26 protein-coding genes and 1 pseudogene are annotated in these 24,914 nt (G+C 69.3%); 13 read left to right on the top strand and 14 right to left on the bottom strand.

Annotated elements, in window-relative coordinates:
• Window positions 1-7: 7 nt before the first annotated feature.
• Both BLR21_RS37980 and BLR21_RS37975 read right to left on the bottom strand, forming a co-directional pair.
• On the bottom strand, window positions 8-424 hold the full coding sequence (locus BLR21_RS37980) for a hypothetical protein (protein ID WP_090014468.1): 417 nt from the start codon (window positions 422-424) through the stop codon (window positions 8-10).
• A 58-nt stretch (window positions 425-482) separates the two neighbouring features.
• Window positions 483-872: a RidA family protein gene (locus BLR21_RS37975; protein WP_090014465.1), complete on the bottom strand. Its 390-nt coding sequence runs from the start codon at window positions 870-872 to the stop codon at window positions 483-485.
• An 86-nt stretch (window positions 873-958) separates the two neighbouring features.
• Between BLR21_RS37975 and BLR21_RS37970 the strand changes: the two genes are divergently transcribed.
• Both BLR21_RS37970 and BLR21_RS37965 read left to right on the top strand, forming a co-directional pair.
• Complete coding sequence (locus BLR21_RS37970) at window positions 959-1,348, top strand: winged helix-turn-helix transcriptional regulator (RefSeq protein WP_176929981.1); 390 nt, start codon at window positions 959-961, stop codon at window positions 1,346-1,348.
• A gap of 178 nt (window positions 1,349-1,526) precedes the next feature.
• On the top strand, window positions 1,527-2,597 hold the full coding sequence (locus tag BLR21_RS37965) for a lipocalin family protein (protein WP_090014462.1): 1,071 nt from the start codon (window positions 1,527-1,529) through the stop codon (window positions 2,595-2,597).
• Between the two features lie 166 nt (window positions 2,598-2,763).
• On the opposite strand, the gene BLR21_RS37960 is transcribed toward BLR21_RS37965, so the two are convergent.
• Both BLR21_RS37960 and BLR21_RS37955 read right to left on the bottom strand, forming a co-directional pair.
• Window positions 2,764-3,153, bottom strand: coding sequence for a nuclear transport factor 2 family protein (locus BLR21_RS37960; RefSeq protein WP_090014460.1), 390 nt, complete (start codon window positions 3,151-3,153; stop codon window positions 2,764-2,766).
• A gap of 332 nt (window positions 3,154-3,485) precedes the next feature.
• Entirely contained in the window at window positions 3,486-4,052 is a 567-nt protein-coding gene (locus tag BLR21_RS37955; RefSeq protein ID WP_090014457.1) for a TetR/AcrR family transcriptional regulator, read from the bottom strand.
• A 99-nt stretch (window positions 4,053-4,151) separates the two neighbouring features.
• Between BLR21_RS37955 and BLR21_RS37950 the strand changes: the two genes are divergently transcribed.
• From BLR21_RS37950 to BLR21_RS37935, 4 genes are all read left to right on the top strand, one after another.
• Window positions 4,152-5,075, top strand: a complete 924-nt coding sequence (locus tag BLR21_RS37950) for an NmrA/HSCARG family protein (RefSeq protein WP_090014453.1) — start codon at window positions 4,152-4,154, stop codon at window positions 5,073-5,075.
• Between the two features lie 65 nt (window positions 5,076-5,140).
• Window positions 5,141-5,572 (top strand): MarR family winged helix-turn-helix transcriptional regulator, encoded by a 432-nt coding sequence (locus tag BLR21_RS37945; RefSeq protein ID WP_090014450.1) that lies wholly within the window; start codon window positions 5,141-5,143, stop codon window positions 5,570-5,572.
• A gap of 108 nt (window positions 5,573-5,680) precedes the next feature.
• Window positions 5,681-6,052, top strand: coding sequence for a peptidase inhibitor family I36 protein (locus BLR21_RS37940; protein ID WP_090014447.1), 372 nt, complete (start codon window positions 5,681-5,683; stop codon window positions 6,050-6,052).
• 68 nt (window positions 6,053-6,120) lie between these two features.
• Window positions 6,121-8,808 carry an AfsR/SARP family transcriptional regulator gene (locus BLR21_RS37935; RefSeq protein ID WP_090014445.1) on the top strand — a complete coding sequence of 896 codons (2,688 nt, stop codon included), beginning with the start codon at window positions 6,121-6,123 and terminating at the stop codon, window positions 8,806-8,808.
• Between the two features lie 47 nt (window positions 8,809-8,855).
• Here the strand turns inward: BLR21_RS37935 and BLR21_RS37930 are convergent, their stop codons facing one another.
• From BLR21_RS37930 to BLR21_RS37910, 5 genes and pseudogenes are all read right to left on the bottom strand, one after another.
• Window positions 8,856-9,155, bottom strand: coding sequence for a MarR family winged helix-turn-helix transcriptional regulator (locus BLR21_RS37930; RefSeq protein ID WP_256335197.1), 300 nt, complete (start codon window positions 9,153-9,155; stop codon window positions 8,856-8,858).
• A 180-nt stretch (window positions 9,156-9,335) separates the two neighbouring features.
• Window positions 9,336-9,671, bottom strand: coding sequence for a VOC family protein (locus BLR21_RS37925; protein WP_090014443.1), 336 nt, complete (start codon window positions 9,669-9,671; stop codon window positions 9,336-9,338).
• Between the two features lie 134 nt (window positions 9,672-9,805).
• Window positions 9,806-10,942 carry an RNA polymerase sigma factor gene (locus BLR21_RS37920; protein ID WP_420843935.1) on the bottom strand — a complete coding sequence of 379 codons (1,137 nt, stop codon included), beginning with the start codon at window positions 10,940-10,942 and terminating at the stop codon, window positions 9,806-9,808.
• Window positions 10,943-10,995: 53 nt separating this feature from the next.
• Window positions 10,996-11,367 carry a YciI family protein gene (locus BLR21_RS37915; RefSeq protein ID WP_090014439.1) on the bottom strand — a complete coding sequence of 124 codons (372 nt, stop codon included), beginning with the start codon at window positions 11,365-11,367 and terminating at the stop codon, window positions 10,996-10,998.
• Window positions 11,368-11,509: 142 nt separating this feature from the next.
• Window positions 11,510-11,630, bottom strand: a pseudogene (locus tag BLR21_RS37910) (mycothiol transferase); the annotation flags it as partial.
• Window positions 11,631-11,731: 101 nt separating this feature from the next.
• On the opposite strand from BLR21_RS37910, the gene BLR21_RS37905 reads away from it, so the two are divergent.
• The 6 genes from BLR21_RS37905 to BLR21_RS37880 all read left to right on the top strand — a co-directional run bounded on the left by BLR21_RS37905 (window position 11,732) and on the right by BLR21_RS37880 (window position 18,473).
• Window positions 11,732-12,598: an RNA polymerase sigma-70 factor gene (locus BLR21_RS37905; RefSeq protein ID WP_090014437.1), complete on the top strand. Its 867-nt coding sequence runs from the start codon at window positions 11,732-11,734 to the stop codon at window positions 12,596-12,598.
• Window positions 12,599-12,678: 80 nt separating this feature from the next.
• Window positions 12,679-13,425, top strand: coding sequence for an SDR family oxidoreductase (locus tag BLR21_RS37900; RefSeq protein ID WP_090014434.1), 747 nt, complete (start codon window positions 12,679-12,681; stop codon window positions 13,423-13,425).
• 74 nt (window positions 13,426-13,499) lie between these two features.
• Entirely contained in the window at window positions 13,500-15,473 is a 1,974-nt protein-coding gene (locus BLR21_RS37895; protein ID WP_090014432.1) for a leucine-rich repeat domain-containing protein, read from the top strand.
• Window positions 15,474-15,526: 53 nt separating this feature from the next.
• Window positions 15,527-16,495, top strand: a complete 969-nt coding sequence (locus tag BLR21_RS37890) for an NAD(P)-dependent alcohol dehydrogenase (RefSeq protein ID WP_090014430.1) — start codon at window positions 15,527-15,529, stop codon at window positions 16,493-16,495.
• A 65-nt stretch (window positions 16,496-16,560) separates the two neighbouring features.
• On the top strand, window positions 16,561-18,036 hold the full coding sequence (locus tag BLR21_RS37885; RefSeq protein WP_090014427.1) for a carboxylesterase/lipase family protein: 1,476 nt from the start codon (window positions 16,561-16,563) through the stop codon (window positions 18,034-18,036).
• Window positions 18,033-18,473 carry a tetratricopeptide repeat protein gene (locus BLR21_RS37880; RefSeq protein WP_256335196.1) on the top strand — a complete coding sequence of 147 codons (441 nt, stop codon included), beginning with the start codon at window positions 18,033-18,035 and terminating at the stop codon, window positions 18,471-18,473. Before BLR21_RS37885 ends, BLR21_RS37880 begins: the two co-directional genes overlap by 4 nt.
• On the opposite strand, the gene BLR21_RS37875 is transcribed toward BLR21_RS37880, so the two are convergent.
• From BLR21_RS37875 to BLR21_RS37865, 3 genes are read right to left on the bottom strand one after another with little or no spacing between them, the layout of a single operon-like run.
• A complete protein-coding gene (locus BLR21_RS37875) occupies window positions 18,474-20,087 on the bottom strand; it encodes an SDR family oxidoreductase (RefSeq protein ID WP_256335195.1) in 1,614 nt (537 codons plus the stop codon). It abuts the gene before it with no gap.
• A 2-nt stretch (window positions 20,088-20,089) separates the two neighbouring features.
• Complete coding sequence (locus BLR21_RS37870) at window positions 20,090-20,986, bottom strand: PDR/VanB family oxidoreductase (protein ID WP_090014413.1); 897 nt, start codon at window positions 20,984-20,986, stop codon at window positions 20,090-20,092.
• 37 nt (window positions 20,987-21,023) lie between these two features.
• Window positions 21,024-21,881 (bottom strand): metal-dependent hydrolase, encoded by an 858-nt coding sequence (locus BLR21_RS37865; RefSeq protein ID WP_090014407.1) that lies wholly within the window; start codon window positions 21,879-21,881, stop codon window positions 21,024-21,026.
• Between the two features lie 71 nt (window positions 21,882-21,952).
• On the opposite strand from BLR21_RS37865, the gene BLR21_RS37860 reads away from it, so the two are divergent.
• Window positions 21,953-22,564, top strand: a complete 612-nt coding sequence (locus tag BLR21_RS37860) for a TetR/AcrR family transcriptional regulator (protein WP_090014403.1) — start codon at window positions 21,953-21,955, stop codon at window positions 22,562-22,564.
• A 24-nt stretch (window positions 22,565-22,588) separates the two neighbouring features.
• On the opposite strand, the gene BLR21_RS37855 is transcribed toward BLR21_RS37860, so the two are convergent.
• Together BLR21_RS37855 and BLR21_RS42930 are read right to left on the bottom strand one after the other, a co-directional pair.
• The gene (locus BLR21_RS37855; protein WP_090014396.1) at window positions 22,589-23,542 is read right to left on the bottom strand and encodes a class I SAM-dependent methyltransferase; all 954 of its coding nucleotides are present in this window, start codon (window positions 23,540-23,542) and stop codon (window positions 22,589-22,591) included.
• Between the two features lie 119 nt (window positions 23,543-23,661).
• Complete coding sequence (locus BLR21_RS42930; protein WP_176929980.1) at window positions 23,662-24,378, bottom strand: SGNH/GDSL hydrolase family protein; 717 nt, start codon at window positions 24,376-24,378, stop codon at window positions 23,662-23,664.
• Window positions 24,379-24,914 lie beyond the last annotated feature (536 nt).

The following is a 24,914-nucleotide window of genomic DNA, read 5'->3' as shown; positions in this document are numbered from 1 at the left end:
CGCTGACTCAGCAGCGCTCGCTGGTCTTCGCGAACAGGAAGTAGCTGCTCCCGTCGACCTCACCGTGGGCGCGCGTGCACTTGTCGAGCGTGTCCGCTCCGCCGGACCACAACTCCTGCTGCCCGCGAGCACCGGTCCGGTAGCCGTTCGAGTTGTTCGGCCGTGTCTGCACGTACGTGCGGAGGGTGAAGTCCCTGCCGTGGCTGGAGATCCACGAGTCCCACACGTAGACGTAGGAGTAGTTCCTGCCGCAGCCCGCGTACTGCTTGACCGAAGCGACGGTCGTGCTGCCGTTCTTCACGTAGGCGGTCGACCCGATCTGGGTGGCGCCGGGGCAGGCGGGGTTCGTCTCGGCCTGGGCGATGCCGGCCGTCATGCTCAGGGCGGCCGCCGTTGTGGCGACCGCCGCCAGGATCTTGCGCATCCGGTGCTCCTCCTCGTTTGGTCAGGAGCCTGCGCCGCACCGGTTATCCGGTGGTAAATCAGTCGATCGCGGCCGTGGCCTCGATCTCGACCAGGTGCTCCGGCACGTCCAGCGCGGCCACGCCGATCAACGTGGCGGGCGGCCTCGCGGACTCGCCGACCTTCTTCATGGCGTTCTCGATGCCCTCGAGGAGCGCCGGCATCTTGTCCGGCGTCCAGTCCACGACGTACACCCGCACCCTGGCCAGGTCCTTGAACGACGCACCGGCGGCCTTCAACGCGGTGTGCACGTTCACATAGGCCTGCTCGGTCTGGATGGCGAGGTCCGGCGTGGCGTCCCAGGCGACCTGCCCGGCCAGGTAGATCGTCTTCGCGCCGCTCGCGACGGCCACGTGGTGGTAGACGTCGATCTGCGGCAGCGCGTCGGGGTTGATGAGCGTGACGGCCATCTTCGGTTCTCCTGTTGGCTCTCTTGCAGTTACTCACTCACCGTAGGAGAGTGAAAGCCGACCTGGAAGAACGCACTTTTTCGAGAGTGGGGCACCACAAGGTGAGCAAGCAGCTCAGCGGCGATCTGGCCCGCGCGGATTCGCTGGCACGCGAGATCTTCTCCGACATCGCCAACAAGTGGGCGCTGCTGATCGTCGAGACCATCGGCGACACCACGAAGCGCTTCACCGAACTGAAGACCGAGGTCGACGGCATCAGCCACAAGATGCTGACCCAGAACCTGCGGCTGCTCGAACGCAACGGCCTCGTCTCGCGCGTCGTGCACCCGACCGTGCCGCCGCGTGTCGACTACACGCTCACCGAGCCGGGACAGGCGCTGCGGGCGACCGTGGACGCGATGTGCGCCTGGACGACGCGGTATCTGGGTGAGATCGAGGAGGCCCGCAGTCGCTTTGGTCGCTCCATCGATAGGTGACTGATGGTGAGGCGTCACCGAGGAGAACGAGTCCGCGCAGCGTCGGACCACGTGGTGCACGGGGCGGTTGACATAGTTTGGATTACCAACCATTATGAAGTCGTTGGGATTACAAACTAACTGTCCGGCTCAGGCCGACCCCCGACGCCTCGTCCATCCTCATGCAAGGAGACTTGTCATGCCCTCAATCCTGGCCAGGCGCCGAGCGGCAGCCCTGGTCGCCGCAACGGCGACGTTAGCGTTCAGTGCGGTCGTCAGCTCTTCTGTCCAGGCCGTCTCCGCCGCGGCACCGACCGCCACGTCGGGGATCCCGGCGCTTGTCGACCCCGCGGCCGACCTCGGCCGGCACGCGCCGGGGCCCCAGCAGACCTGGTTCGACTCGATCTACTTCACCAGTTCGGTGCGGGCCAACGGTCAGGAGTTCGGCCTTCAGGTCCACACGCGCATCCTCCCGAACCGGGACGAGGCCGCGTATCGCTGGACGTTCTCGGTGATCAACAAGACGACCGGGTGGTACAAGGACTACGACGCGATGGTCGAGCAGAAGGACTATCGGTGGAGCGAGGGCAAGCTCGACATCAAGGCGCCAGGGCTGAGCTGGACGGGTGACGCAGTCCGCCAGTCGGTGCAGGTCGAGACGCCCTGGGGATCCCTCGACGTCCAGCTGACGCCCACCGGTCCCGCCATGAACTACGCGTCGACCGGCGTTTTCAACCTGGCCGACGGCGTGCCGAACTACGAGTTCGCACTCCCGGAGATGCAGACGTCCGGAACGCTCGTCGTCGACGGCAGGAAGCACCAGATCAGGGGCTCCTCCTGGCTGGACAGGCAATGGGGCGAGATGCCGACGTCGCTGCTGCGGTGGACGTGGATGAACCTCAGCATGCCCAACGGCGACAAGGTCGCCATCTGGGACACGATCGGCGCCGAGTCCAAGGACAGCTGGGCGACGGTTCTCCATCCGGACGGCTCCTACGACGTGGTCGACGTCGAGCCGCTCGCGCAGAGCGCCTCCCGGCAGTGGACCAGTCCGGCCACCGGCCAGACGTACCCCACTCGTTGGCGCATCAGGATTCCCGCCCTCCAGACCGAACTCGACGTGCAGGTCACCGGAAATCCGGACCAGGAGATCCAGACTCCCGACGGGGGCGGCTACCTGGAGGCCACGGCGGCCTACGCCGGCAAGTACAACGGCAAGAACGTCCGTGGCGAGAACTACGTCGAGATGACCGGCGAGTGGAAATCCTGATCACCGGCGAGATCATCCTCACCTGAGACCATCCCAATCGGCTGTAGGCCCCGCAATCCCTGCCCCCTCGCCGGCGAGGGGGCAGGGATGCCGTGCTGACCTGTCAGCCAGGCGCCACGGCTACCCGCCGTCGGCCCGGAACTCGACCTGCGTCGTCAGCTCGTCCTCAGAACATGCCGTTGGGGTTGGCGGCCTTCACCGGCACGGGCTGGATGACGTCCCAGTGCTCGACGACCTTGCCGTTCTCCAGGCGGAAGTAGTCGGCGAGTGCCTGCCCGGGGTTGTCCGGGTTGCCCGGCTCCAGGTCGAGGTGGGAGTGGGTGACGACCAGGTCGCCCTCGGCGATGATGCGCTTGATGTCCAGCCGCAGGTTGGGGAACTCGCCACGCAGGTAGTGCACGAAGCCGATGAACGCCTCCGGCCCGTCCTCGGCCTCGGGGTTGTGCTGGACGTACGTCGGTCCGAAGTGGTCGGCGACCGCCTTCTCGGGGTTGCCGTTGAACGCCGTCTGGTAGTAGTCGACGACGACCTGCTTGTTGTGTTCGAGATCGGACATCGTTGGCTCTCTCTCCAAAGGGTTCCCGAGAGCGCTTCGATGACGGAAAAGCAGTCGGGAACCCGTGATGTGCGGGTATGCCCACGCGCCGAAGACAACTGCCTGGGCGGGCAGTCGGCGCTAGTACTACTTTCCGTTGCGATCGAACGGCAGAATCTTGCGCACGAACTATTTCAGTCGGCACGCACCGTCCAATTGCGACACAACGTTACCGAGACGATGCCGGTTCGGCAAGCGGCCGGCCTCGGTTGCGAGATGAACCACAGCGGCGCGGCACGGAACCCGTGGGAGCGCTCTACCGCCTCTGCCGCTCGAGCCACGTTCGCCGTTCGTCAGCCTCGCGGGGCGAGGCCGGTCACGGCCAGCTGGAACAGTCGGTTGGCCTGGGCCGCGGGGGCGGGGTGGTGCTCGGTGGCCAGGACGATGCCGACGATCAGTGTGATCAGGTCGGTGACAGTGGCGTCCGCGGCCACGGCGCCCTGCTGCGCGGCTCGGCGCAGCAGCGGTTCTGCCGCGTCCTGCAGTGCCGCTGTGCAGGAGTTCTCCTGCACCGGCTCGGCCTGCGTGCCGTCGTAGGCCAACGCTGCCGCCAGCCCGCGAACGGTGACGGCGTAAGTCAGGACCTCGGTCAGCCATTCCAGCAGCGCGTCCCGGCTGTCCCCGGTGCCGGTCAGCTCGCGAGCACGGGTGGCCAGCGCTTCGATCCGTTGCCGTGACACAGCTTCCAGCAGTGCGCGGCGGGTGGGGAAGTGGCGGCGCACCGTTGCCGAGCCGACTCCGGCGACGCGGGCGATCTGTTCCAGTGACGCGCCGCCGCCGCGCTCGGCCACTTCCGCCTCGGCCACGGCGAGGATGTGCGCGTAGTTGCGCCGGGCGTCGGCGCGTTGACGGTCGGCCATGATCGATCTCCTGCTTGCTAAATGGCGGGGCCCGCCATATCGTAGCGTCAGCTAAACGGCGGGGTCCGCCGTTTAGGGTTCGAGTCGATGAGGAGCATCATGTCCGCAACGTCAGCGCCCGTTCTCGTCACCGGTGCCACGGGTAAACAGGGCGGAGCCGTGGTGCGCGCTCTGCGCGCCGCCGATGTGCCAGTCCGCGCACTCGTGCGTGATCCGGCCACCGATCGGGCCAAGGCCGTCGCGGCGCTCGGCGCCGAACTGGTCACCGGCGACCTGCACGACCGCGACTCGGTGGTCCGTGCCGCAGACGGCGCTCGCGCTGTCTTCTCCGTGCAGATGCCCGCCATGAGCGCCGACGGCGTCGATTTCGCCGGGGAGGTGACGCAGGGCGTCAACCTCATCGAGGGCGCCAGGACCGCGGGTGTGCGGCAGTTCGTGCACACCTCCGTCGACGGCGCGGGGCAGCACACTCGGGTTCCCGGCTGGGCGGAAGGTCGGTGGGACTTCATGAAGCCCACGCTGAATGCCAAGGCCGAGATCCAGGACCGGCTGCGCGAGGCGGGTTTCGAGCGCTGGACGCTGCTCAAGCCCGGATTCTTCATGGAGAACTTCCTGCCTTCTGCGGCGTTCCTGTTCCCGCGCGGGGTCGAGGGCGGCCTGGTGACCCTGCTGAAACCGGACACGCGGTTGTCCCTCGTCGCGGTGGAGGACATCGGCGCGGCCGCGGCTGCCGCCGTCGCCGAACCGGAGCGTTTCCACAAGATCGAGTTGGAGCTGGCGAGCGACTACCTGTCGATGACGGAGATCGCCGAGGTGCTGTCCCGCGGGCTCGGTGCACCGCTGTCCGCGCCGAACATGACCGAGGAGCAGGCCGTCGCCGCCGGTATGCCGGCGATGGGCGTTGTGCACGAATGGATGAACGCCAACGGCATGGCAGGCCGCCCGCAGTACGCGCGTGATCTCGGCATTCCTCTCACCGGCTTCGCGGAATGGGCACGGGATCGTTTGCGGGCTGAAGCCTGATTCCGGTTCAGGCGGCCATTGTCAGGGTGATTGGTAATACAAACCATGCCAAGTAGGATCGCGGCATGAAATCTGACGACGCGCTCGAGGACGCTCTCGTCCGGACGTCCTTCCGGGTGATGGCGGTGCTCACTCGCATCGGTTCGGAGAACGACCTGTCCCTGACACAGTTGCGGCTGCTGGGCCTCCTGCGAGACCGCCGGCCACGTATGACCGAACTGGCGGCGTTCCTGGGGCTGGACAAGTCCACGATGTCCGGCCTCGTCGAACGAGCCGAGCGCCGAGGTCTCGTGGCACGAGGCAAGTCGCCGGATGATCGCCGCGTCGTCGACGTGTTCATCACCCCGATGGGCAGCGAACTCGCGGAACGACTGCAAGAGGAGGTTCGCGCGGCTCTTGCGCCCTTCACGGACCGTCTGCGTGCGGATGACCGTCACACGCTCACGGAATTGCTCAGCGCCGTTTCCGGTACGGCAGGGGCGACGAACGCGCTGTGAGTCCGGCGATCGCCGAGCGGGTGGACACAAGGAATCGCCAAGGTTCGCGCACGGTCGCCCTGAGAACTTGCCTGTGTTCGATTCGAAACCCGAACACAGGGGGACACCTTGTTCAACACCAGCAAGGTCAAGCGGGCCGGTCTCGCGCTGGCCGGCACCGTGCTCGCGCTTGCGGCCACCGCGGGAACGGCCGCCGCCGCGGCGCCGGCCGGGGAGGTCGGCGCCGCCGCGGCTTGCGGCCGTGGCCACTTCTGCGCCTACTCCGGCATCAACTTCACCGGACAGGTGATCGACATGTACAAGTGCCGCGACCAGCGCATCTACTGGGGTAGCCGCGGTTCATGGATCAACAACCAGACGGGCGGGGCGCGGGCCCAGTTCAAGGACAACGCCGGCATCGTCCGCTGGACCTCGGACGCGCCTTACGCCGACGACCGCGATGCCGACTGGAGCTGGGTGCACTGGGTGCGCCCCTGCTGATCCAGGGCCTCAGGTCGCCTTGATCTCTCCCCCGACGTCCCGCTATACAGGACGTCGGGGGAGGGGTTGTGACTGTCGAATTCGCGGTGCTCGGGGATCTCGTCGTGCGTGTCGACGGCCGGGCGGTCGATCTTGGGCCTGCGCGGCGGCAGTGCGTGCTGGCGGCGTTGCTCGTGGACGCGAACCGGACGGTTTCGCTTGACCAGCTGGCGGACCGGGTGTGGGGTGAGTCGCTGCCTGAACGCGCCAGCACCGCGTTGTGGAGCTATCTGTCGAGACTGCGGCGGCTTGTCGGTCCGGTCATCGAACGACGCCCGCTCGGCTACCGGATCGTCGTCGAACCGGGATGCCTCGACCTGCACCGCTATCGGGACGCCGTCGCTGCGGGCGATCACGAGAAGGCGCTCGCGCTCTGGCGCGGTGAGCCGTTCGCAGGCCTGCACACCGAGTGGCTCGACCGGACCAGGGAGTCGTTGCTGGCCGAGCACTTCGCTGCTCGGCTCGACCATTGCGACGTTCAGCTCGCACGCGGGGAGCACGGGAGCGTGCTCGCCGAGTTGCTCGGGCTGAGCGAGGAACACCCGCTGGACGAACGTCTGCACGGGCAGTTGATCCTGGCGCTGTACCGCAGCGGCAGGCAGGCCGAGGCGCTGGAGAGGTACGAGGCCGTCCGCAGACAGCTCGCCGAGGCCCTCGGTGCCGATCCGAGCCCGGCCTTGCGTGCCGTGCACCAGGACATCCTGACCGGTGCCGTCGCGGCGCCGTCCGGATCAGCGCGGCCGAGGCAGCTGCCGCCGGGGATCCGCGGTTTCGTCGGTCGTGAGTCCACTCTGGACGCTTTGGGGACCGCCCTCGGCAGCGGCGGTCCACTCGTGATCTCCGCCATCGACGGCCAGGGTGGAATCGGCAAGACGACACTCGCCGTCCACTGGGCACACAGCGTCAAGCACCTGTTCCCGGACGGCCAGCTCTACCTCAATCTGCACGGCCACGGTCCGAGTGCGCCGGTCAACGCCGGAGACGCGCTCGAGTCGTTGCTGTGCGGGCTCGGTGCGGCCGTCGACCGCATCCCGCACGGCGTTGACGAGCGGACCGCGTTGTTCCGCAGTCTGCTGGACGGGCGACGGGTGCTGCTCCTGCTGGACAACGCGAAGGACAGCGAGCAGGTCCGGCCGTTGCTGCCGGGTGACGACTCCTTCGTGCTGATCACCAGCCGGTCCCGGCTGCGTGGCCTCGCCGTCCGCGAGGGCGCCCACCTGCTGACGCTGGACCTGCTGTCGCCGGCCGAAGCGCTCGACCTGCTCGGCAACGTGATCGGCACAGCCCGCGTCGAGAACGAGCGGCAGGCCGCGACCGAGCTGGTCGAGTTCTGTGCCGGACTACCGCTGGCCGTCCGGCTCGCCGCCGAACAGGCGGCGCAGCACCCGGCGTGGACGCTGCGCAAGGTGGTGGACTCGGTGCGCCGCCAGCCCAGCCGGCTGGCGGCTCTGTCGCTTCCTGACGACGCCGGCACCGATCTCCGCACGCTCTTCACGTGGTCGTACGAGACGCTGAAACCGGACGCCGCCCGGATGTTCGCGTTGCTGGGACTGTTCCCCGGCAACGACATCAGCGTTCCGGTCGCGGCCGCGCTCGCCGGGGTGGACGAGACCGGCGCCACGACCGCCCTGAACCAGCTGGTCACCGCCAGCATGCTGGGCAGACGCGACGACGACCGCTACGAGCCACACGATCTGCTCCGCGAGTTCGCGCAGGAGATCGTGCGCGACCCCGAGCAGGAACAGGCCGCACGCGACCGGCTGATCAGCTGGTACATCCACACTGCGGTCAACTGCCACCGCGCCCTGACCGGCTCGCCGCACCAACTGCCCGTCGACCCTCCGCCGGAGGGCGTGACCGCACTGGAGCTCGCCGACCGCCGGGCGGTGATGGCGTGGTTCGACCGCGAGCGGGACACACTGCTCGAGCTGATCCTGCGAGCCGACCGGCACGGCGGGAAGATCAGTGGCATCGTGATCGCTCAGTTGTGCTGGCAGTACTTCCACCTGCGCGGCGACTACGCGCACCTGATGGAGGCGTACGAGGCGGCCCTCGGTTACGCCGTCGAGCTGGGCGACGAGTACCTGGAAGCCAAGTGCTGCAACGGGTTGTCCCTGCCGTACGGCAAGCTCAACCGGCCGGAGGACGACCTCGCCGTCAGCCTGAGGGCGATGCGGATCTTCGAGAGGCTGGGAGACGACTACCAGCGGGCGACCTCGCTGCTCAACATCAGCTCGACCTACAACACCGCCGGGCGTCATCGCGAGGCCTTCGACGCGACAGTGCACGCCCGATCGATCGCTCTCGCCGAGGGCGCTGCGGTGCTGGCGGCGATGGCGCTGAACAACCAGGCCAACTCGCTCATCGGACTGAGCCGGTTCGCCGACGCGCTGACGGCCGCACATACGGCACTGGACGAGTTCGAGGCCATCGGCGAGGTGACCCGCATGATCGCCGGTCTGGACACGATCGCGAAGGCGCACGCGGCGAGCGGTGACAACTCGGCGGCGGTCGAGGCCTACCGCGCCGCACTGCGGGTTGCCGAGGACGTCGAAGCGACCGCGCGCCAGGTGACCGTGGGGATCCATCTCGGCCACCAGCTCGTCGCCGCCGGCGAGTCCGACGAAGCCACCGAGGTCTGGCGGCGTGCTCACCTGCTCGCCATCCGGATTCAGGATCCGGCGGCCCATGAGATCGAAGCACTGCTCGCGGTCTGACCGCGCGGCACGGGGTGAACCTGTGCCTGACCGAACGTGGTGACCGGCTAACAGCCGCGCGTGATCTCGGTGAAGACCGCTTTGAACTCGCCGAACCGATCGCGGCCGACGAGTTCGGCGAGCCGTGCCTCGATCTCGGAGACGATTCTCCTGGCCTGAGCCATCTGGTCGAGGCCGAGTTGGGTGGGCACGACCAGCTTCGCCCTGCGGTCCGCGGGATCGGGCCGACGGGCGACGTAGCCGAGGCGTTCGAGCTCGTCGATCAGCGTGCCGACGACCTGCTTGTGCTGGCCCGAGCGCTCGGACAGCTCGCTCGCGCGCGTGCCGTCCTTGTCGACGTAGGCCATGACGGCGCCGTGGCGCGGGCGCAGGTGCTCGTGGCCAGCCTCGGCGAGGCGGGTGAAGAGCTCTTTCTGGAACCCGGAAGCAGGTGCGCGGAAAGGACGCCGACATCGGGCATGGGGGCGATGCTAACCCGGCGGCGGCCGAGTCCGAAGAGGACGAACTCGGCACGCCTGCCTCTCGGGTCAGACCTTGGGCTCGTACAGGCTGAACAGCGTGCCCTGGTCGTCCGCGCAGTGGGCGATGCGGCCGACATCCGGCACGGTCTGCACGTCGTCGCTCTTGCCGCCGAGTTCGGCGACCTTGCGCACGGACGCGTCGATGTCCGTGGTGTGGAAGTAGATCCGCGGCTGGGTGAGCTGGGCGTCGCGGACCGCGATCGCGCCGGCCGCGCCGTTCGTGACCACGTGGTAGTCCTCGCCCATGGGGCTGGTTTCCCAGCCGAACACGCCCGCGTAGAACGCCCGTGCCCGCGCGGTGTCCTCGGCGGGCAGCTCGAACCAGTTGACCTGTCCGGACATCTCGATCGCTCCTTCGGTTGCCGTGACTGACGAGCGAAGGACGATCGAATGCGCCGGAACTCGACATGAGCCGCCGAGATTTTTCCGGCCCTGGTCGTAGTGGCCGAGAGCGGCGCCGACGGCGGCTGGCCGCGTCAGGAGACCTCCAGGGAACGCAGGCGTCCGGCGAGGAACCGGCGATCGGCCGGGTTCGCCGCCAGTTCGCAGGCCAGCCGGTACGCCACAACGGCTTCGGACCGCCGGCCCAGGCGCCGCAGCAGGTCGGCGCGGGCGGAGTGCAGCAGGTGGTAGTTGTCGAGCCCGGTGATCCCGTCGATCAACTCCAGTCCCGCCAGCGGTCCGTCGGTCATCGCGACGGCGACCGCGTGGTTGAGCTCGATCACCGGAGTCGGTGCCACCGCGAGGAGTTCGGCGTAGAGGGCCGCCACGCGTGCCCAGTCCACCGGGTCCTGCACGTGCAGGGCGGCGATCACGGCGTGCAGCACGTACGGGCCGGGCGAGCCGAAGCGCAGCGCCCGGTCGAGCAGCGCCATGCCCTCCGAGATCTCGCCGGCGTTCCAGAGCGTCCGGTCCTGGTCCTCGAACAGCACGAGATCACCGTCGGCGTTGAGCCGTGCGGCGCTGCGCGAGTTGTGCAGCAGCATCAACGCCACCAGTCCGTGCGCCTCCGGTTCGTCGGGCATCAGCGTGGCGACGAGCTTGCCCAGCCGCAACGCTTCCAGCCGCAGCGAGGTGTCCGCCGTCGTGTAGCCGCGCGTGAAGATCAGGTAGAGGACGCCGAGCACGCCCTGCAGCCGTTCGGGCAGCAGGTGGTCGGCGGGCACCTCGAAGGTGATCCCGGCGTCGCGGATCTTACGCTTGGCCCTGACCAGTCGCTGGGCCAGCGCGGGTTCGGCGACGAGGAACGTCCTGGCGATCTGCGCGGCGGTGAATCCTGCGACCGCCTGGAGTGTGAGCGCTAACCGCGCGTCCTCGGCGAGCGCCGGGTGGCAGCAGGTGAAGATCAGACTCAGGCGTTCGTCGCCGAGGTCGACGAGCTGCTTCTCCGTCATCGTGATCGGCGCGGGCGGTGTGGGCAGCTTCGTGCGGGCCATCTGGGCGTGCCGCAGCCGGTCCAGCGCGTGGTTGCGGGCGACGGTGAGCAGCCAGGCGAACGGGTCGTCCGGCACTTGTGAACGTGGCCATTTCCGCAACGCCTGCGAACACGCCTCCTGCAGCGCGTCCTCGGCCAGCTCGAAGTCGCCCAGGGCCCGCACCAACGCCGCGAGCATCCGGCTCCGGTGCTCGCGGTAGACCCGTTCGACCGCCGCCGACGCGAGGTCGCTCACGTCACCCCGTGGTTCAGGCCGGGGATGTGGTCGACGGGGCGCACCTCGATCGTCGAGCCGAAGTGCGCCTGCGGGACCATCTCGGCCAGTTCCAGCGCCTCGTCGAGGTCGCGGCAGTCGAGCAGGTAGTAGCCGCCGAGGTGCTCGTGGGTCTCGGCGAACGGCCCGTCGGTGAGCAGCGCCTTGCCGTCCCGCACCCGCACCGTGGTCGCGGTGGTGACGGGTTTCAGCGGGTCACCGGCCACGAACGCGCCCCGGCGGCGGCACTCGTCGGCGAACGCGTTGACCCGCGTGAGGATCTCCTCGAACCGCGGGTCACCGGGTTGCGGCCGGTCTACGCAGTTGTAGATCAGGAACATGTAGTGCATGCGTGCCCTCCAGTCGTCGGTCCAAGGACGAACGAGACCTCTGGAAGTCGACATTCGAGCACACGGTGTTTCTCACGGCGCGGCGAGCGCCCCCGTTCGGGGTGAGCCGCGACGCGGACACCTGGCACGTCGCGCGCAGCCCTCACGCCCCGGTGACGCCGTCGATCCCCTCGCGCAGGAAGTCCGCGTGGCCGTTGTGCCGCGCACTCGTGGCACAGGTGGTTCATCACCAGCCGCAGCGACACCTGCTCGCCCCAGCGCGCATCGGAGGGCTGGGGCGTTCGGTGGTCGCGGGATCAGTTTGCCCTGGTCCGTTCGAGTGAGGCGGGCGGCGCTAACGTTGCCGTGAGGAGAGGGGTGGCTGATGACGCAGCAGCTCGACGAGGCCGAGTCGGTGTTCGCGGCGGCCCGGCCGAGGCTGTTCGGCATCGCGTACCGCATGACCGGCAGCGTGGCCGACGCCGAGGACCTGGTGCAGGAGGTGTGGTTGCGCTGGCAGCTCGCGGATCGCGCCGCCGTGCTCAACCCCGAGGCGTACCTGGCCACCGCGATCACCCGGCTCGCGATCAACGAGTCGCAGACCGCGCGGGCCCGCCGCGAGACCTACGTCGGGCCGTGGCTGCCCGAACCCGTCGACACCTCCGCGGACCCGCAGGTCGGGGCGGAGCGGGGCGCGGTGCTCGAACTCGCGGTGCTGATGCTGCTGGAGAAGCTGACCCCGACCGAACGCGCCGCGTACGTGCTGCGCGAGGCGTTCGACTACCCGTACCGGGAGATCGCCGAGATCGTGCAGACCAGCGAGGTCGCGACGCGCCAGCTGGTCAGCCGGGCGCGCAAGCACCTCGCGGACGAACGCCGGGTGCCCGTCGAGCGCGCGGACCAGCGCAGGCTGCTGGAGGCGTTCGTGGCGGCGGCGCAGGCCGGTGACCTGGCGGCGCTCGAGCAGCTGTTCGCGCAGGACGTCGTGAGCTACTCGGACAGCAACGGCGGGATCCGGGCGGCCGGTCGCCCGCTGTTCGGCGCGGCCTCGCTGGCGAAGATCATCTCGGGCTGGGCGCCGTCGTTCTGGGCCGGCGCGGAAGCGTCGTTCGTCGAGGCGAACGGGCTCACCGCCGTGCGGCTGCGCAAGGCCGACGGCACCTACGCGGTGATCACCGTGACGGCGTCCGCGGAAGGCATCGACCAGGTGTTGTGGCTGGTCAACCCGGAGAAGCTGGCCGCGTTCCAGTAGGCCTGTCACAACTTCGGGCCCTGTCCTGTCTTAGCTCGTGAACACCCGCACGGGGCGGGGATCACGAGAGGGACGGGCCCATGAGGATCGTTGTCATCGGCGGCACCGGGTTGATCGGCAGCCAGGTCGTGAAGCGGCTCGGCGAGCACGGCCACGACGCCGTGCCGGCGTCCCCGAACAGCGGCGTCGACACGCTGACCGGAGAGGGCGTCGAGGAGGTGCTGAAGGGCGCCGACGTGCTGGTCGACGTGTCGAACTCGCCGTCGTTCGCCGACGACGACGTGATGAACTTCTTCACCACGGCCACGACGAACCTGGCCAAGGCCGCCGCCGAGGCGGGCGTCGGCCACTACGTCGCGCTGTCGATCGTCGGCACGGACGAGCTGCCCGAGTCCGGCTACCTGCGCGCGAAGGTGGCGCAGGAGAAGCTCATCAGGGAGTCTGGCCTCACGTACTCGATCATCCGCGCCACCCAGTTCTTCGAGTTCGCGGGTGCCATCGCGAACTCCGCCGAGCTGGACGGCGCCGTGCACCTCCCGCACGGTGGCGTCCAGCCGATCGCCGCGTCCGACGTCGCCGCGGTGGTCGCGCGGACCGCCGCGACCGAGCCGGTCAACGGCGTGCTGGAGATCGGCGGGCCGGAAGAGTTCACAATGGACGGTTGGATCCGCACGGTGCTGACGCAGCGCGAGGACCCGCGCGAGGTCGTCGGTGACCCGCGGGCCAAGTACTTCGGCACGTTGCTGACCGGCAAGCAGCTCGTGCCGAACGACGGCGCGCAGCTGCAGCCGACCAGCCTGCGGGAGTGGCTGGCAGCCGGGAACTGAACCTCTGGGCCGGTACGCCGAGCACATGGTCGAAGACCAGACGGGCGAGTAGCTCCCGCAGTAGGTTCGGGCGGGTGAACGAAGAGATCGCAAGAACGCTGCGCGGAACGCCGAGTCTCTTGGCGTTCCGCGCGCTTTGTGCCGCCGTGACGAGGTCCGGCGAGGATCTCCTTGCGTGGTGCGAGGAACAGCTGGCCTCCTGGCCGGACGACACCCGGCAGGCGCCGTACTCCTGGATCGCAGCGCTGCAGTCCGGTTTCACCAAACCGGTGTGGCCGCTCGTCCGCTCGCTCGACCTCGGCAGCGGTGTCCGCCAGGGGATGCGCGAACTGGAGTTGCCCGACCCGCGGACATGTGCGGAGGTGCGTGCCGTCACCGGCCTGAAGTTCGCCCGGTACGGCCAGCACCAGGTGGCGGCGTTCGCCGAGACCGCGGACCACTGGCAGAACCTGCGTTCGGTGGAGTTCGCCGGTCTGTGGGAGGTCGACGAGGCACCGATGGCGCGGTTCGCGGCGAGCGAGGCGGTCTCCCGGCTGGAGTCGTTGACGGTCGTGCGGGTGTGGGAAAGCCTCTGGGGACTCGACCACCCGCCGCTGCGCATCGAGCGGCCGACCAGGCTCAAGCACGCCGGCCTGCTCGCGGCCGACCTGATTCACCTGCTGCGCAACGGTTTCGCGCCGGACCTGACCTCGGTCACCGTGCTCGTGCGGAGCGTTGACGAGGCACGTGAGCTGGCCGGATTCGACGGACTCGCCGCACTGGACCGGCTCGAGATCGGGTTCCGCTGCGGCAAGAAGGCGAACGAGCAGGACGAGATCGCGTCCGAGGAGTTCTTCTCCCACGCGCAACTGACGAACCTTCGCAGCCTCACCGTGCACGGATCGCACATGAACAGGGGCGGTGCGCGCGGACTGACCGCGGCCGGCGGCGTGCTCGGGCAGCTCACCGAACTGTCCCTCGCGGAACTGCCGGGCGGCGACGACGTGATCGCCCGCGTCCTGGGCGCCACCGAGGCCGCGATCATCGAGAAGCTCACGCTGACCGGGCTCGTCGCCACCGACCGCATCGCGGACGCGTTCGCCGCCGAGTACCCGAGGCTGCGTCACCTGGGCCTGCGCGGGAACTACCTCGGCCCGGACGGCGCGCGAAGGCTGCTCGCCGCACGCATGCCCGCACTCGAACACCTCGACTTCGGTTGTGCGATCGGGTCGCCGCACTACAGCCGCGTGCGGCCACAGCCGCTCGGCGATGCGGGTGCTCAGGCCGCGGCGCGGCACAAGGGCCTGAAGCGAGTGAACCTCTCGGCCACGGGTCTCACACCGGCCGGTCTTCGTCCGGTGCTGGAGCTGCCGCTCGAGTTCCTGGACGTGTCGGGCAACCCGCTGGGCGACCTGCCGCAGCTCCCGGACGCACCCGCCTGGCGCACCCTCCGGACGCTGGTACTGGACGACTGCGCGTTCGGTGACCCGGCGTTGTTACCGCCGAACGTCCCTCATCTGGAGAGCGTTTCCCTGGCGCACAACAACATCGGCTCCGACGGCGCGCGTGCGCTCGCTGGTTGGGCGGTGCTGCCGCAGTTGTGGGAACTGAACCTGCACGAGAACGTCATCGGTGACGACGGCCTGGTCGATCTGGCCAGATCCCGCGCGGCACAACGACTTCTCGAACTGGACCTGGAACAGGACGTCTGGACCGCGCACCACCGCCGCGACAGCGTGCCGCTGCCGGCCGAGGTCGTGGCGCCGGAGTCGTTCCCGAACCTGGACGCGCTGTACCTGGGCGTGGTCGACGACTACCACGGTCATCGCAGCTCGTGCGGGTTTCCCCGTGACCAGCTCGAAGAACTGATCAGGACCGGACGTCCCGAGCTGGCCGCGTTCCTCTCACACGTCGACCTCATCAGGTACCTCTCCGGCGAGAACGAGGACTGGGACCCGCCGACGAAGGACTACCGCTCCGAGCGCCTGACCCGGTACGCCGAGGCGTTCGCCGCCGCCGAGGAGTTCGCCCGCAAGGTGGTGTCGGGGGACCCTAGGGGGCGTCCCTGATGTGCCGGGGTGTCGCCGCCGCTTACCTTCCTGCACAAGCGAGGGAGGCCGCGATGAAGGCGATCGTCCAGGACAGATATGGCTCCGCGGACGTGTTGGAACTGCAGGAGGTCGAACGGCCCGTGCCCGCCGCCGGCGAGGTGCTGGTGCGGGTGCGGGCGTCGTCGGTGAACGCCGCCGACTGGCACATCATGCGCGGTGATCCGTACTTCGCGCGGCTGTTCCTGGGGTTGAAGGGGCCGAAGACGCGGATCCGGGGGATGGACTTCGCGGGCGTGGTCGAGGAGACCGGGCCAGGCGCAGGCGGCATGGTGCAGGTCGGGGACGAGGTGTTCGGCGAGGTCGAGGGGTCCTTCGCCGAGTACGTCCGGGTGCCCGCGAACCTGGTGCAGCACAAGCCGCCCAACCTCACGTTCGAACAGGCGGCGACGCTCCCGCTGGCGGGCAACACCGCGTGGATGGGCCTGAAAGAACTGCGGGCCGGGCAGCAGGTGCTGATCAACGGCGCGTCCGGCGGGGTGGGGCTGATGGCGGTGCAGATCGCCAAGGCGCGCAAGGCGATCGTGACCGGTGTGTGCAGCACGCGCAACGTCGAGCAGGTCCGTTCGGTCGGCGCCGACCACGTCGTCGACTACCGGACGACGGACTTCACCCGCTCCGGGCAACGCTACGACCTCGTCTTCGACCTGGTGGGGAACAGGTCGATGGGAGAGTTGCGGGCGTTGCTCACCGACTACGGCACGCTGGTGCTGTCCGGCGGCGGCAGTTTCACCGGCGGCGCGCTGTTCGGACCGTACCGGCTGATCATCCAGGGCAAGCTGCTCGCGTCGTTCTCGCGGCAGCGGCTCGTGGTGCTGGAAGCCAAGCCCAGCAAGGAGAACCTGGCCGCGCTCGGGGAACTCGCGGAGTCGGGACAGTTGGTGCCGATCATCGAGCGGACCTACCCGCTGACCGACGTGGCCGACGCCATCCGGCACGTCGAGTCGGAACACGCGCGAGCGAAGGTCGTCGTCACGGCCTGAGTGCCTCGGACCGTTCAGCGGTAATTCCCTGGCTTTGTCGCGGGGCGTGCGCCGACCATTCGGCCATGGTCGAGGTTCGAGTCACCGGCGGCACGGTTCGCGGCACCGCCGAGCGGGGGATGGCGGTGTTCCGCGGCATCCCGTTCGCGGCGCCGCCGGTCGGGGAGTTCCGCTTCGCCGCGCCGCAGCCGGTCGAGGCGTGGGGCGGCGTGCGGGAGGCGTCGGCGTTCGGGCCACCGCCACCGCAGGCCGCGGTGTTCGGCATGGACGGCATGGGCGCGGCCGGTGACGAGTGGCTGACGGTGAACGTCTGGTCGCCCGGCATCGCGGGCGACCTGCCGGTGATGGTGTGGATCCAGGGCGGCGCCTACACGGTCGGCATGTCCGGCCTGCCCGAGTACGACGGCGCGCGGCTCGCGTCCGGCGGTGTCGTCGTGGTGACGTTCAACTACCGGGTCGGCATCGAGGGGTTCGCGCTGATCGCGGGCGCCCCCGCGAACCGCGGCCTGCTGGACCAGGTCGCGGCGCTGGAGTGGGTGCGCGACAACATCCGCGCGTTCGGTGGTGATCCGGCGCGCGTGACGGTCTTCGGCCAGTCCGCGGGTGGTGGTTCGGTGGCGGCGTTGTTAGCGATGCCACGGGCTGCGGGGCTGTTCCATCGGGCGATCGCGAGCAGCGTGCCGGGCACGTTCTTCGGGCCGGAACTGGCCGCGGACATCGCTGCCGCGTGCGCCGCCGAGCTCGGGTTGCGTCCCACCGTCGCCGATTTGTCCCCTGTGGAGCCGGAACTGCTGCCGGTCGCGGGTGACGAGGTCATGGCCAGGATGCGGCAGTTCACCCGGTGGGGGCAGGCCGCGCACAAGATGATCCCGTTCGCGCCCGTGGTCGACGGTGACGTCCTGCCGAGGACGCCGTGGGAGGCGCTGAAGTCGGGTACCGGCCGTGATGTCGAGCTGGTCGCTGGGCACACGCGTCACGAGCAACGGCTGCTGTCCGTGCTGGAGGGCCTGGTCGGCAGCGTGACGCCGGAGCAGGCGTCGGAGGCGCTGGAGGTGTTCGCGCCCGGCCTCGCGTATCCGGACCTGGAACCGGAGGAGTTGTTCGAGGTGGTCTGCTCGGACTGGCTGTTCCGGATGCCGTCGCTGCACCTCGCCGAAGCACAGGTGGCGGCGGGCGGCCGGGCGCACGTGTACGTGGTGGCCTTCGAGCCGACCGAGGTGTTCCGCGCGTGCCATGGGGTCGACGTGCCGCTGGTGTTCGGCAACCTCGACCGGGGTCAGGCGGCCGCGGTGCTCGGCGAGATCACCGCCGAGGTGCGGGAGGTGTCCGCCCGGATGCGGGCGGCGTGGACGGGGTTCGCCGTGGACGGAGATCCGGGCTGGCCCGCCTACGACCTCGCCGGCCGCGCGACGCGGGTGTTCGACCTCCAGGACGAGGTCACCGCGTACCCGGAGGAGCGGTCGCGGCTGATCTGGCAGGACCACACGTGGGAATACCTGCCCCTGGAAGGCGTTGTACGCGCCGGAAGGGAGGTTCGATGAACAACGAACTCTCGGTGCACGACAGCACGATGTTCAACGCCTACCAGCCGAACGGTGAGGTGGCGGCAGATCGCTGGGTGACGGCGAAGCGCCTGTTCGACGCCGAACACGTCGAGACTCCCGCCGAGAAGTGGGAGCGCGCACAGCTGCTGTTCGAGTCCCGTGACTACGTCAGGGCCGCGGAACTGCTGGCCGCTGTCGCCGGCGAGGTGCCGTTCCAGACGGACCTCCACCTGCTGCTCGCCCGCGCCTACTACCACTCGGCGCAGCTGGGCAACGCCGAGGCGCGGCTCCGCGTGATCGTGGACCGCGACCCGGTCGAGCACTACGCCCATCTGCTGCTCGGCCGCACGCTGGAGCGGCAGGGCCGGCCCGAGGAGGCCGCGCCCTGGCTCCGTCTCGCCGCCGCGTTCGGTGGCGACCTGGCCGAGGTGTAGCTACCCGAGGTCCAGCTTGGCGAACGTGCGCAGGAGGCCCGGCGCGACCCGGCCGGCGAGCCGGGCCGCCTTGGCCTCCACCGTCACCGGCACGACAGGCTTGTTGCGGCGCACCGCGCGCACGATCTCACTCGCCACGCCCTCCGGGCCGAAGCCGCGCCGGGCGTAGATCCGGGACGCGCGGTCCTGCTTGCGGCGTTCCTCCTCGGAGCTGACGCCGGAGAACGTCGTGGTCGCGGTGATGTTCGTGTTCACCAGCCCCGGGCAGATGGCGCTGACGCCGATGGCGTGCGGCGCGAGCTCGGCCCGCAGGCAGTCCGACAGCATGAACACCGCCGCCTTGCTGGTGGCGTACGCGGAGAGGATCTTCGACGGCAGGTAGGCCGCCGCCGAGGACAGGTTCACGATGTGGCCGCCCTCTCCGCGTTCGACCATCAGCTCGCCGAACGCCCGGCAGCCGTGCACGACACCCCACAGGTTGACGTCCAGCACCCGTTGCCACTGCTCGGTCGAGGTCGACAGGAACGACCCGGAGTGGCCGATACCGGCGTTGTTCACGATCACATCGGGCACGCCGTGCTCGTCCGCGACCTGCCGAGCCCAGGCCCGTACCGCCTCTTCGGAGCGCACGTCGACCTCGTAGGCGTGGCCGTCGACCATGCCTGCCGTCTCCTTGGCCGCGGCGAGGTCCACATCGGACACCACTACGCGGGCACCGGTCCTGGCGAACGCCACCGCGGTCGCGCGCCCGATACCGCTGCCGCCACCTGTGATCACGACGAGCTCGCGCTTCGGCGCGGAGTCCTCGACGAACTCGCTGATCATCCGGGCGAGCGGCTCCGGGTGGCTCAGCGGCGCCCAGTGCCCGGCCGCGATCTTCCTGCGGGTGAGCGACGGCACCCAGCGTTCGAGGTCCAGGGGTTCGGTGCGGATGTAGCGGTCGTGGACCGGCTGGACGACCTGCACCGGCATGGGTGCGAAACGCTGCCGCGGCGAGCGCATGACCTGCCGGATGTTGGCCCGGTACAACGAGATCCCACGCACCGCGTCCGATGTGATCGTGCGCGCGGGCTTGACCTGCACGCCCTCCAGCCGCCGCAGCACGCCTCCCCAGCGTGGGCCGAGATAGAGCCGCCAGAACAGGGGCGCGAGCACCGGCAGGTGGAACGCGCCGATGTACCAGGACCGGAGGAACTGCCGGAGATGGGCGATCGACAACCCCTTCCGCGACCAGTGCCCCATGTGGTCGAGGCACGGCCCGGAGATGGAGGTGAACGTGGCGATCCGCGCGCCGGGGGTGGTCACCGCCTCCCACGACTGGATCGAGCCCCAGTCGTGGCCGACGAGGTGCACCGGCTCGTCCGGGCTGACCGCGTCGATCACCGCGAACAGGTCCGCCGCCAGCCGTTCTAGCCGGTAACCGTCCTCAGTGGACGGCGGCGTCGAGTCGCCGGCGCCCCGCACGTCGTATGTGACGACGCGGAAGTCCTTCTCCAGCAGGGCGGCCACGCGGTCCCAGACCTCGTGCGTGTCCGGATACCCGTGCACCAGGACCACCGTCGGCCCGGAAGTGCCGCGCACCTGCACGGCGAGTTCGACTTCCCCGGAACGCACCTTCACAGTTCCTCCAAGACGAGTCGATCACCGGTGGGCCGGTCTACACAGATCCGCACGCCGCCGACGTCGCACGTGCCGCAGAACCCCTGCCGGCAGGAGTAGGCGACCGACGGCCGGAAGTCCCTGATCACGTCGAGCGCCGACCGGTCGGCCGGCACGTCGAGGGATACCCCGCTGCGCCGCAGTTCGACCGTGAACGGCCTCCCGTCGACGACCGGGGGCGGGCTGAAACGTTCGAAGTGCAGCCAGCGCGAGGAGAATTCCGCCCGCACCTGGTCGAGCATCGACGCCGGTCCGCAGCAGTACACCGCGCTGCGCGGCGTTGCGTCCCCGAGCAGTGCCGGACCGCGTCCGATCCGCACGTCGACGTGGCCGACCGGCAGCTCGTCCAGGAACGGCATCGCCGCCATCGACCGCCCGCAGTACACGAGCCGCCAGTCGAGGCCCGCCCGCGCGGCCGCGTGCACCATCGGCAGGATCGCGGTGATCCCGATGCCGCCCGCCACGAACACGACCGGCCCGATCCCGGCGAACGGGAAGGCGTTGCGCGGCCCCCGCACCTGGATCCGGTCGCCGACCCGCAACGCCTGCACCTCGCGCGAACCGGCGCCGATCTCGCGGACCGCGATCCGGTAGGTGCTCTCACCCGGATCACCGCACAGCGAGTACTGGCGGCGCAGCCCGGACGGCAGGTGCAGGTCGAGGTGGCAACCGGGTTGCCAGGCGGGCAGTGCCGGCCCGCCGAAACGCAGGGAGACCACGCCGTCCGCGACTTGTGAGCGTTCGACAACGTTGAGCCACAAGGCATCCCGTGCGGTGCCGGGTCGCGCCTGACCGCCGAACCGGGTGATCGCGGCGTCGTAGAGGTTCCCGAACCGAGTCAGGCCCCGCAGCATCGGACCGCCTCTCCGTGCGGCGCGGAGTCGCGGCGCATCAGTGCGCCTCGCGGGCGGCGGGGGAGGAGGCGAGGTACGCGATCGCCTGCGACGTCGACCCCTCCTGCTTCGGGTGGTAGGCGGGGTGGAAGTACCGCAGGAACGCGCGGAAGATGTCCGGCAGCTTCGGCAGCAGCCCGCGCCGCCCGGCCCGCATCGTCTCTCGCCAGGTGAGCCGCACCCGCGTGGTCCTGTCCGCGCGCACCATGAACCGTGCGCCGCGCACCCACAGCCAGAACAGCACCGGCGCGACCAGCAGCATCGCCCGCGCCCGCCGCACGTACCGGCGGTCGAGGTGGCACATCAGGTCGTACGCGACGCTGCGGTGCTCGACCTCCTCGGCGGCGTGCCAGCGCAGCAGGTCCAGCATCACCGGGTGGATGCCCGCCCGGTCCAGCGCGTCGGCGTTCAGCATCCAGTCGCCCAGGTACGCCGTGAAGTGCTCGACGGCGGCGACGATCGCGACCCGTTCGATCAGCTGCTCGCGTGCCTGCGCCTCGGTGAGGCCCGGCTTGGGTCCGAGGATCCGCTGGAACACGTGCTCCATCTGCCGCGTGAACGGCCGCGGGTCCAGCCCGTTGGCGAGCAGGTGGTCGAGGACCTCGCTGTGCGCCTCGGCGTGCATCGCCTCCTGCCCGATGAACGCGAGCACGTCCTCGCGCAACGTGTCGTCGGTGATCAGCGGCACGGCCTGCTGGAACGTCCGCACGAACCACCGCTCGCCCTCGGGCAGCAGCAGGTGCAGGACGTTCATGACGTGCGTGGTCACCGGTTCGTCCGGAACCCAGTGCATCGGCAGGGTCGACCAGTCGAACTGCACGTCACGCGGCTGCAGAACGAGGTTGTCCGGCTCCATCGCAGTACCTCCGCCAATTACTACGCCTGCGTAGCTTTGTGAAAGCTACGCCACCGTAGCAATATGGTTGCGTGAACACAACGCGTCGCAAGTACGCCCGCCGCCTGCCGCCGGAGCAGCGCCGCGAGCAACTGCTGGACGCCGCCCTGAGCCTCATCCCCGCCGGCTTCGACACCGTCACGATGGAGTCGGTCGCGAAGCACGCCGAAGTCACCAAGCCCGTGCTCTACGACCTGTTCGCCAACCGGGGCGAGCTCATCAGCGCCCTGCTCGAACGCGAGGCGGGCCGTGCCACCGAACAGGTCCTGGCCGCCCTGCCCACGGACTTCGCCACCCGTACTCCGGACGACGCCTTCGCCTACGCCGTCCGGGTCTTCGTGAACGCCGTGGTCGAAGCGCCCGACCGCTGGCGCCTCGTGCTGCTCCCGCCGGAGGGCACCCCGCACGAGTTCCGCGACCAGGTGGAACTGGTCCGCGCCGGCGTCCTGGCCCAGATCGAGGACCTCGCCGCGCTGGGCCTGAAGGAGCTCGGCCGCCTCGACGACCTCGACTCGGCCCTGCTGGGCCACGCGATGCTCGCACTGGCGGAGATGTCCGGACGGCTGGTCCTCACCGACCCGGAGAAGTTCACGCCGGACCGGCTGGCGGCGTTCGTGACCCGGATCGCGCACGGCCTGCGCTGAGCGCCGCCTGCGTCCGGGACGTCGTCACCGCCTGGTACGGACGTGCGTGAGCAGCGCCAGCCCGGTCGGGTCGAGGCCGGCGGACACGTCGCAGCCCGGCAGCAACGCGCGGACGGCGCGCTCGTCGCGTTCGACCACCGACCAGTCCATCAGGTACTCGAGCGACCACCGGAACGGGTTACCGGTCGTGCTGCTGGAGAAGTAGAACGTGCCGCCAGGACGGCAGAGCCTGGTCAGCACGGCCTCGGTCAGCCGCACGGCCGCGCGGTCGTTGAGGTAGTCGTACAGGCCGTTGACCAGCACCAGGTCGAACGGCCCCAGTTCGGCGAGCTTCGGCAGCGCGCGGAACACGTTGCCGGGGACCGCGGTCGTGACCTCGTTGAGCAGTCCGAGCCGCTTCTGGGCCAGTTCCAGCGCGTCCGGATCGACGTCGGTGAGCACGAACCGGTCACCGGGCCGCAGGATGCCGGGCGGGATGAGCCGCAGGTCGGGGGCGGCGCCGGACGCGATCAGCAACACCGAACGCGGGCCGTTGCGCGGCGCGGTCAGGGCGTCGCTGATCAGGCGGGCCTGGTGCATCACCCGGTTGCGCTGCTGCTGGGTGATCGCGGAGCCCTGCAGGTGCGCCTCGACGTGCCAGCCGAGCGTGCCCGCCTGGGAGTTGTTGGCCTGCGCCATCACGTGCTCGACCAGCTGGAAGTCGCTCGGGTAGCCGCGCGCCCACTCGTTCTCGTCGCGCGTGAAGGGTGAGCGTGAACACTTCGAGCGCGCGGGCTGGACGATCGCGGCGATGTCCTCGTCCGGCACGCCCGCGAGCACGCCGGCGCCGATCTGCGTGCTGAGCGTACGGAATCGGCCACCGACCAGCATGTGCGCCGACGGATCGGCGAGGTCGAACTCCCGCTCGCTGCGCAGGAATCCGTCGACGGCGTCGTTGAGCCGGTGCAGGACGTCGGTGCTGTGCGGGAGCACGGTCATCAACCACTTCCTCGGTGCGGCAACGGTTCCAGAGCCTGTCAGGCCGAGCGGCTGATCAACAGAGTCTTTCGGGTAATACGGGGAAAACCCCGCCCCGGTTCGCGGGAGAACACCCGAGCTCAGCGGCTCGCCGCGGTGACGGCCTCCGCGATCGCCTGATGCCCGGCGGGCGTCGGGTGCACGTCGGTGCGGTCGCAGAAGTAGGTGAGCGTGCACACCTTGGCGACCGAGGCCGGGATCTGGCCGTACCTGGGGTCCTGGGTCAGCTCGGTCAGCCCGCCGTAACCGCCGGTCGAGCTCGTGACGTCGGCGAACTTCGCGCCGAACCGGCCGTACTGGGCCGCGATCCTGGTGTTGAAGTCCTGGAACATCGTGACCGACAGCCTGGCCAGGTTCTTGCCGTTCGGGAACGACGGGTTCACCCACGCGCCTAGGAACACGTCCGGGTAGGTCAGGCCGACGATCTTGACGTCCGGCGCGGCCTCCCGTAGTTCGGTCAGCGTGCCGGCGACGTTGGTCTGGATGTCGGCGACGGTCCTGGTCGCGCACTCCAGCGGTTCCTGCGACAGCGCGCACGGGGCTAGGTCGTTGCCGCCGATCACTACCGTGACCAGGCCGGTCTTTCTGTTGCGCAATGCGTCCACTGCGGCATCTAGCTGGGTCTTGCCGTTGGCGTCGGGGCCGCAGGCCGGCTTGGAGGCTAGGTCGGCTGATGTGGCGCCGTTGCAGGCCAGGTTGATCAGTTTTAGGCCCGATTGCTTGGCTACGATCTGCGCGAAGCTCTCGGCGGGGCCGTTTGGGCCGAAGCCTGTTGCGTAGGAGTCGCCGATTGACACGTGGAGCTGTTGGTCGTCTGGTGGCTGGGGGCTTGATGTGGGGGCTGGGACTGGGGTGGGTGGTGTTGAGGAGCATGCGGCCAGCGCCAGCAGTAGCGTCAGGATCAGTGCTGACCTCGGCACGACCGCTCCTTTTGTTTGGGAATGATGTGCTGAGGCTACGAAACTGTGCGTGAGGGGCCTGTCAGCGGGTTGCGATCCGCGACCGGGCGGGTGGTCACCTTGCGGGCGGCCTGGTCGCCTTGCGTGCTTTCCCTGGGGCTCTGCCCCAGACCCCGGCAATCTGATCAGGGGGTCCACGCCGTGCGTAGATAGATGGCACGCCTGTTGCTTTGGGCGGCTGCCTGACGCTCCTATAGATGTCAAGCAGTGAGTGCGAGGTCTTTCATGATCGCTGTGTGGGCTTCGCGGAGGATATAGCGCTTGAGGCAGCGGATGATGTCGCGTTTGGTGAGGCCTTGTTCGGTGCGTCGTTGCAGGTAGGCCTGGGTGCGTGGGCAGTAGCGCAGGCGGACGACGGCGACGATGTGCAGGAC

The organism is Lentzea albidocapillata subsp. violacea (assembly GCF_900100275.1).
Lineage (GTDB): Bacteria > Actinomycetota > Actinomycetes > Mycobacteriales > Pseudonocardiaceae > Lentzea > Lentzea violacea.
The sequence above is the reverse complement of the archived record's forward strand: the minus strand, read 5'-3'. Positions and strand labels throughout refer to the sequence as shown.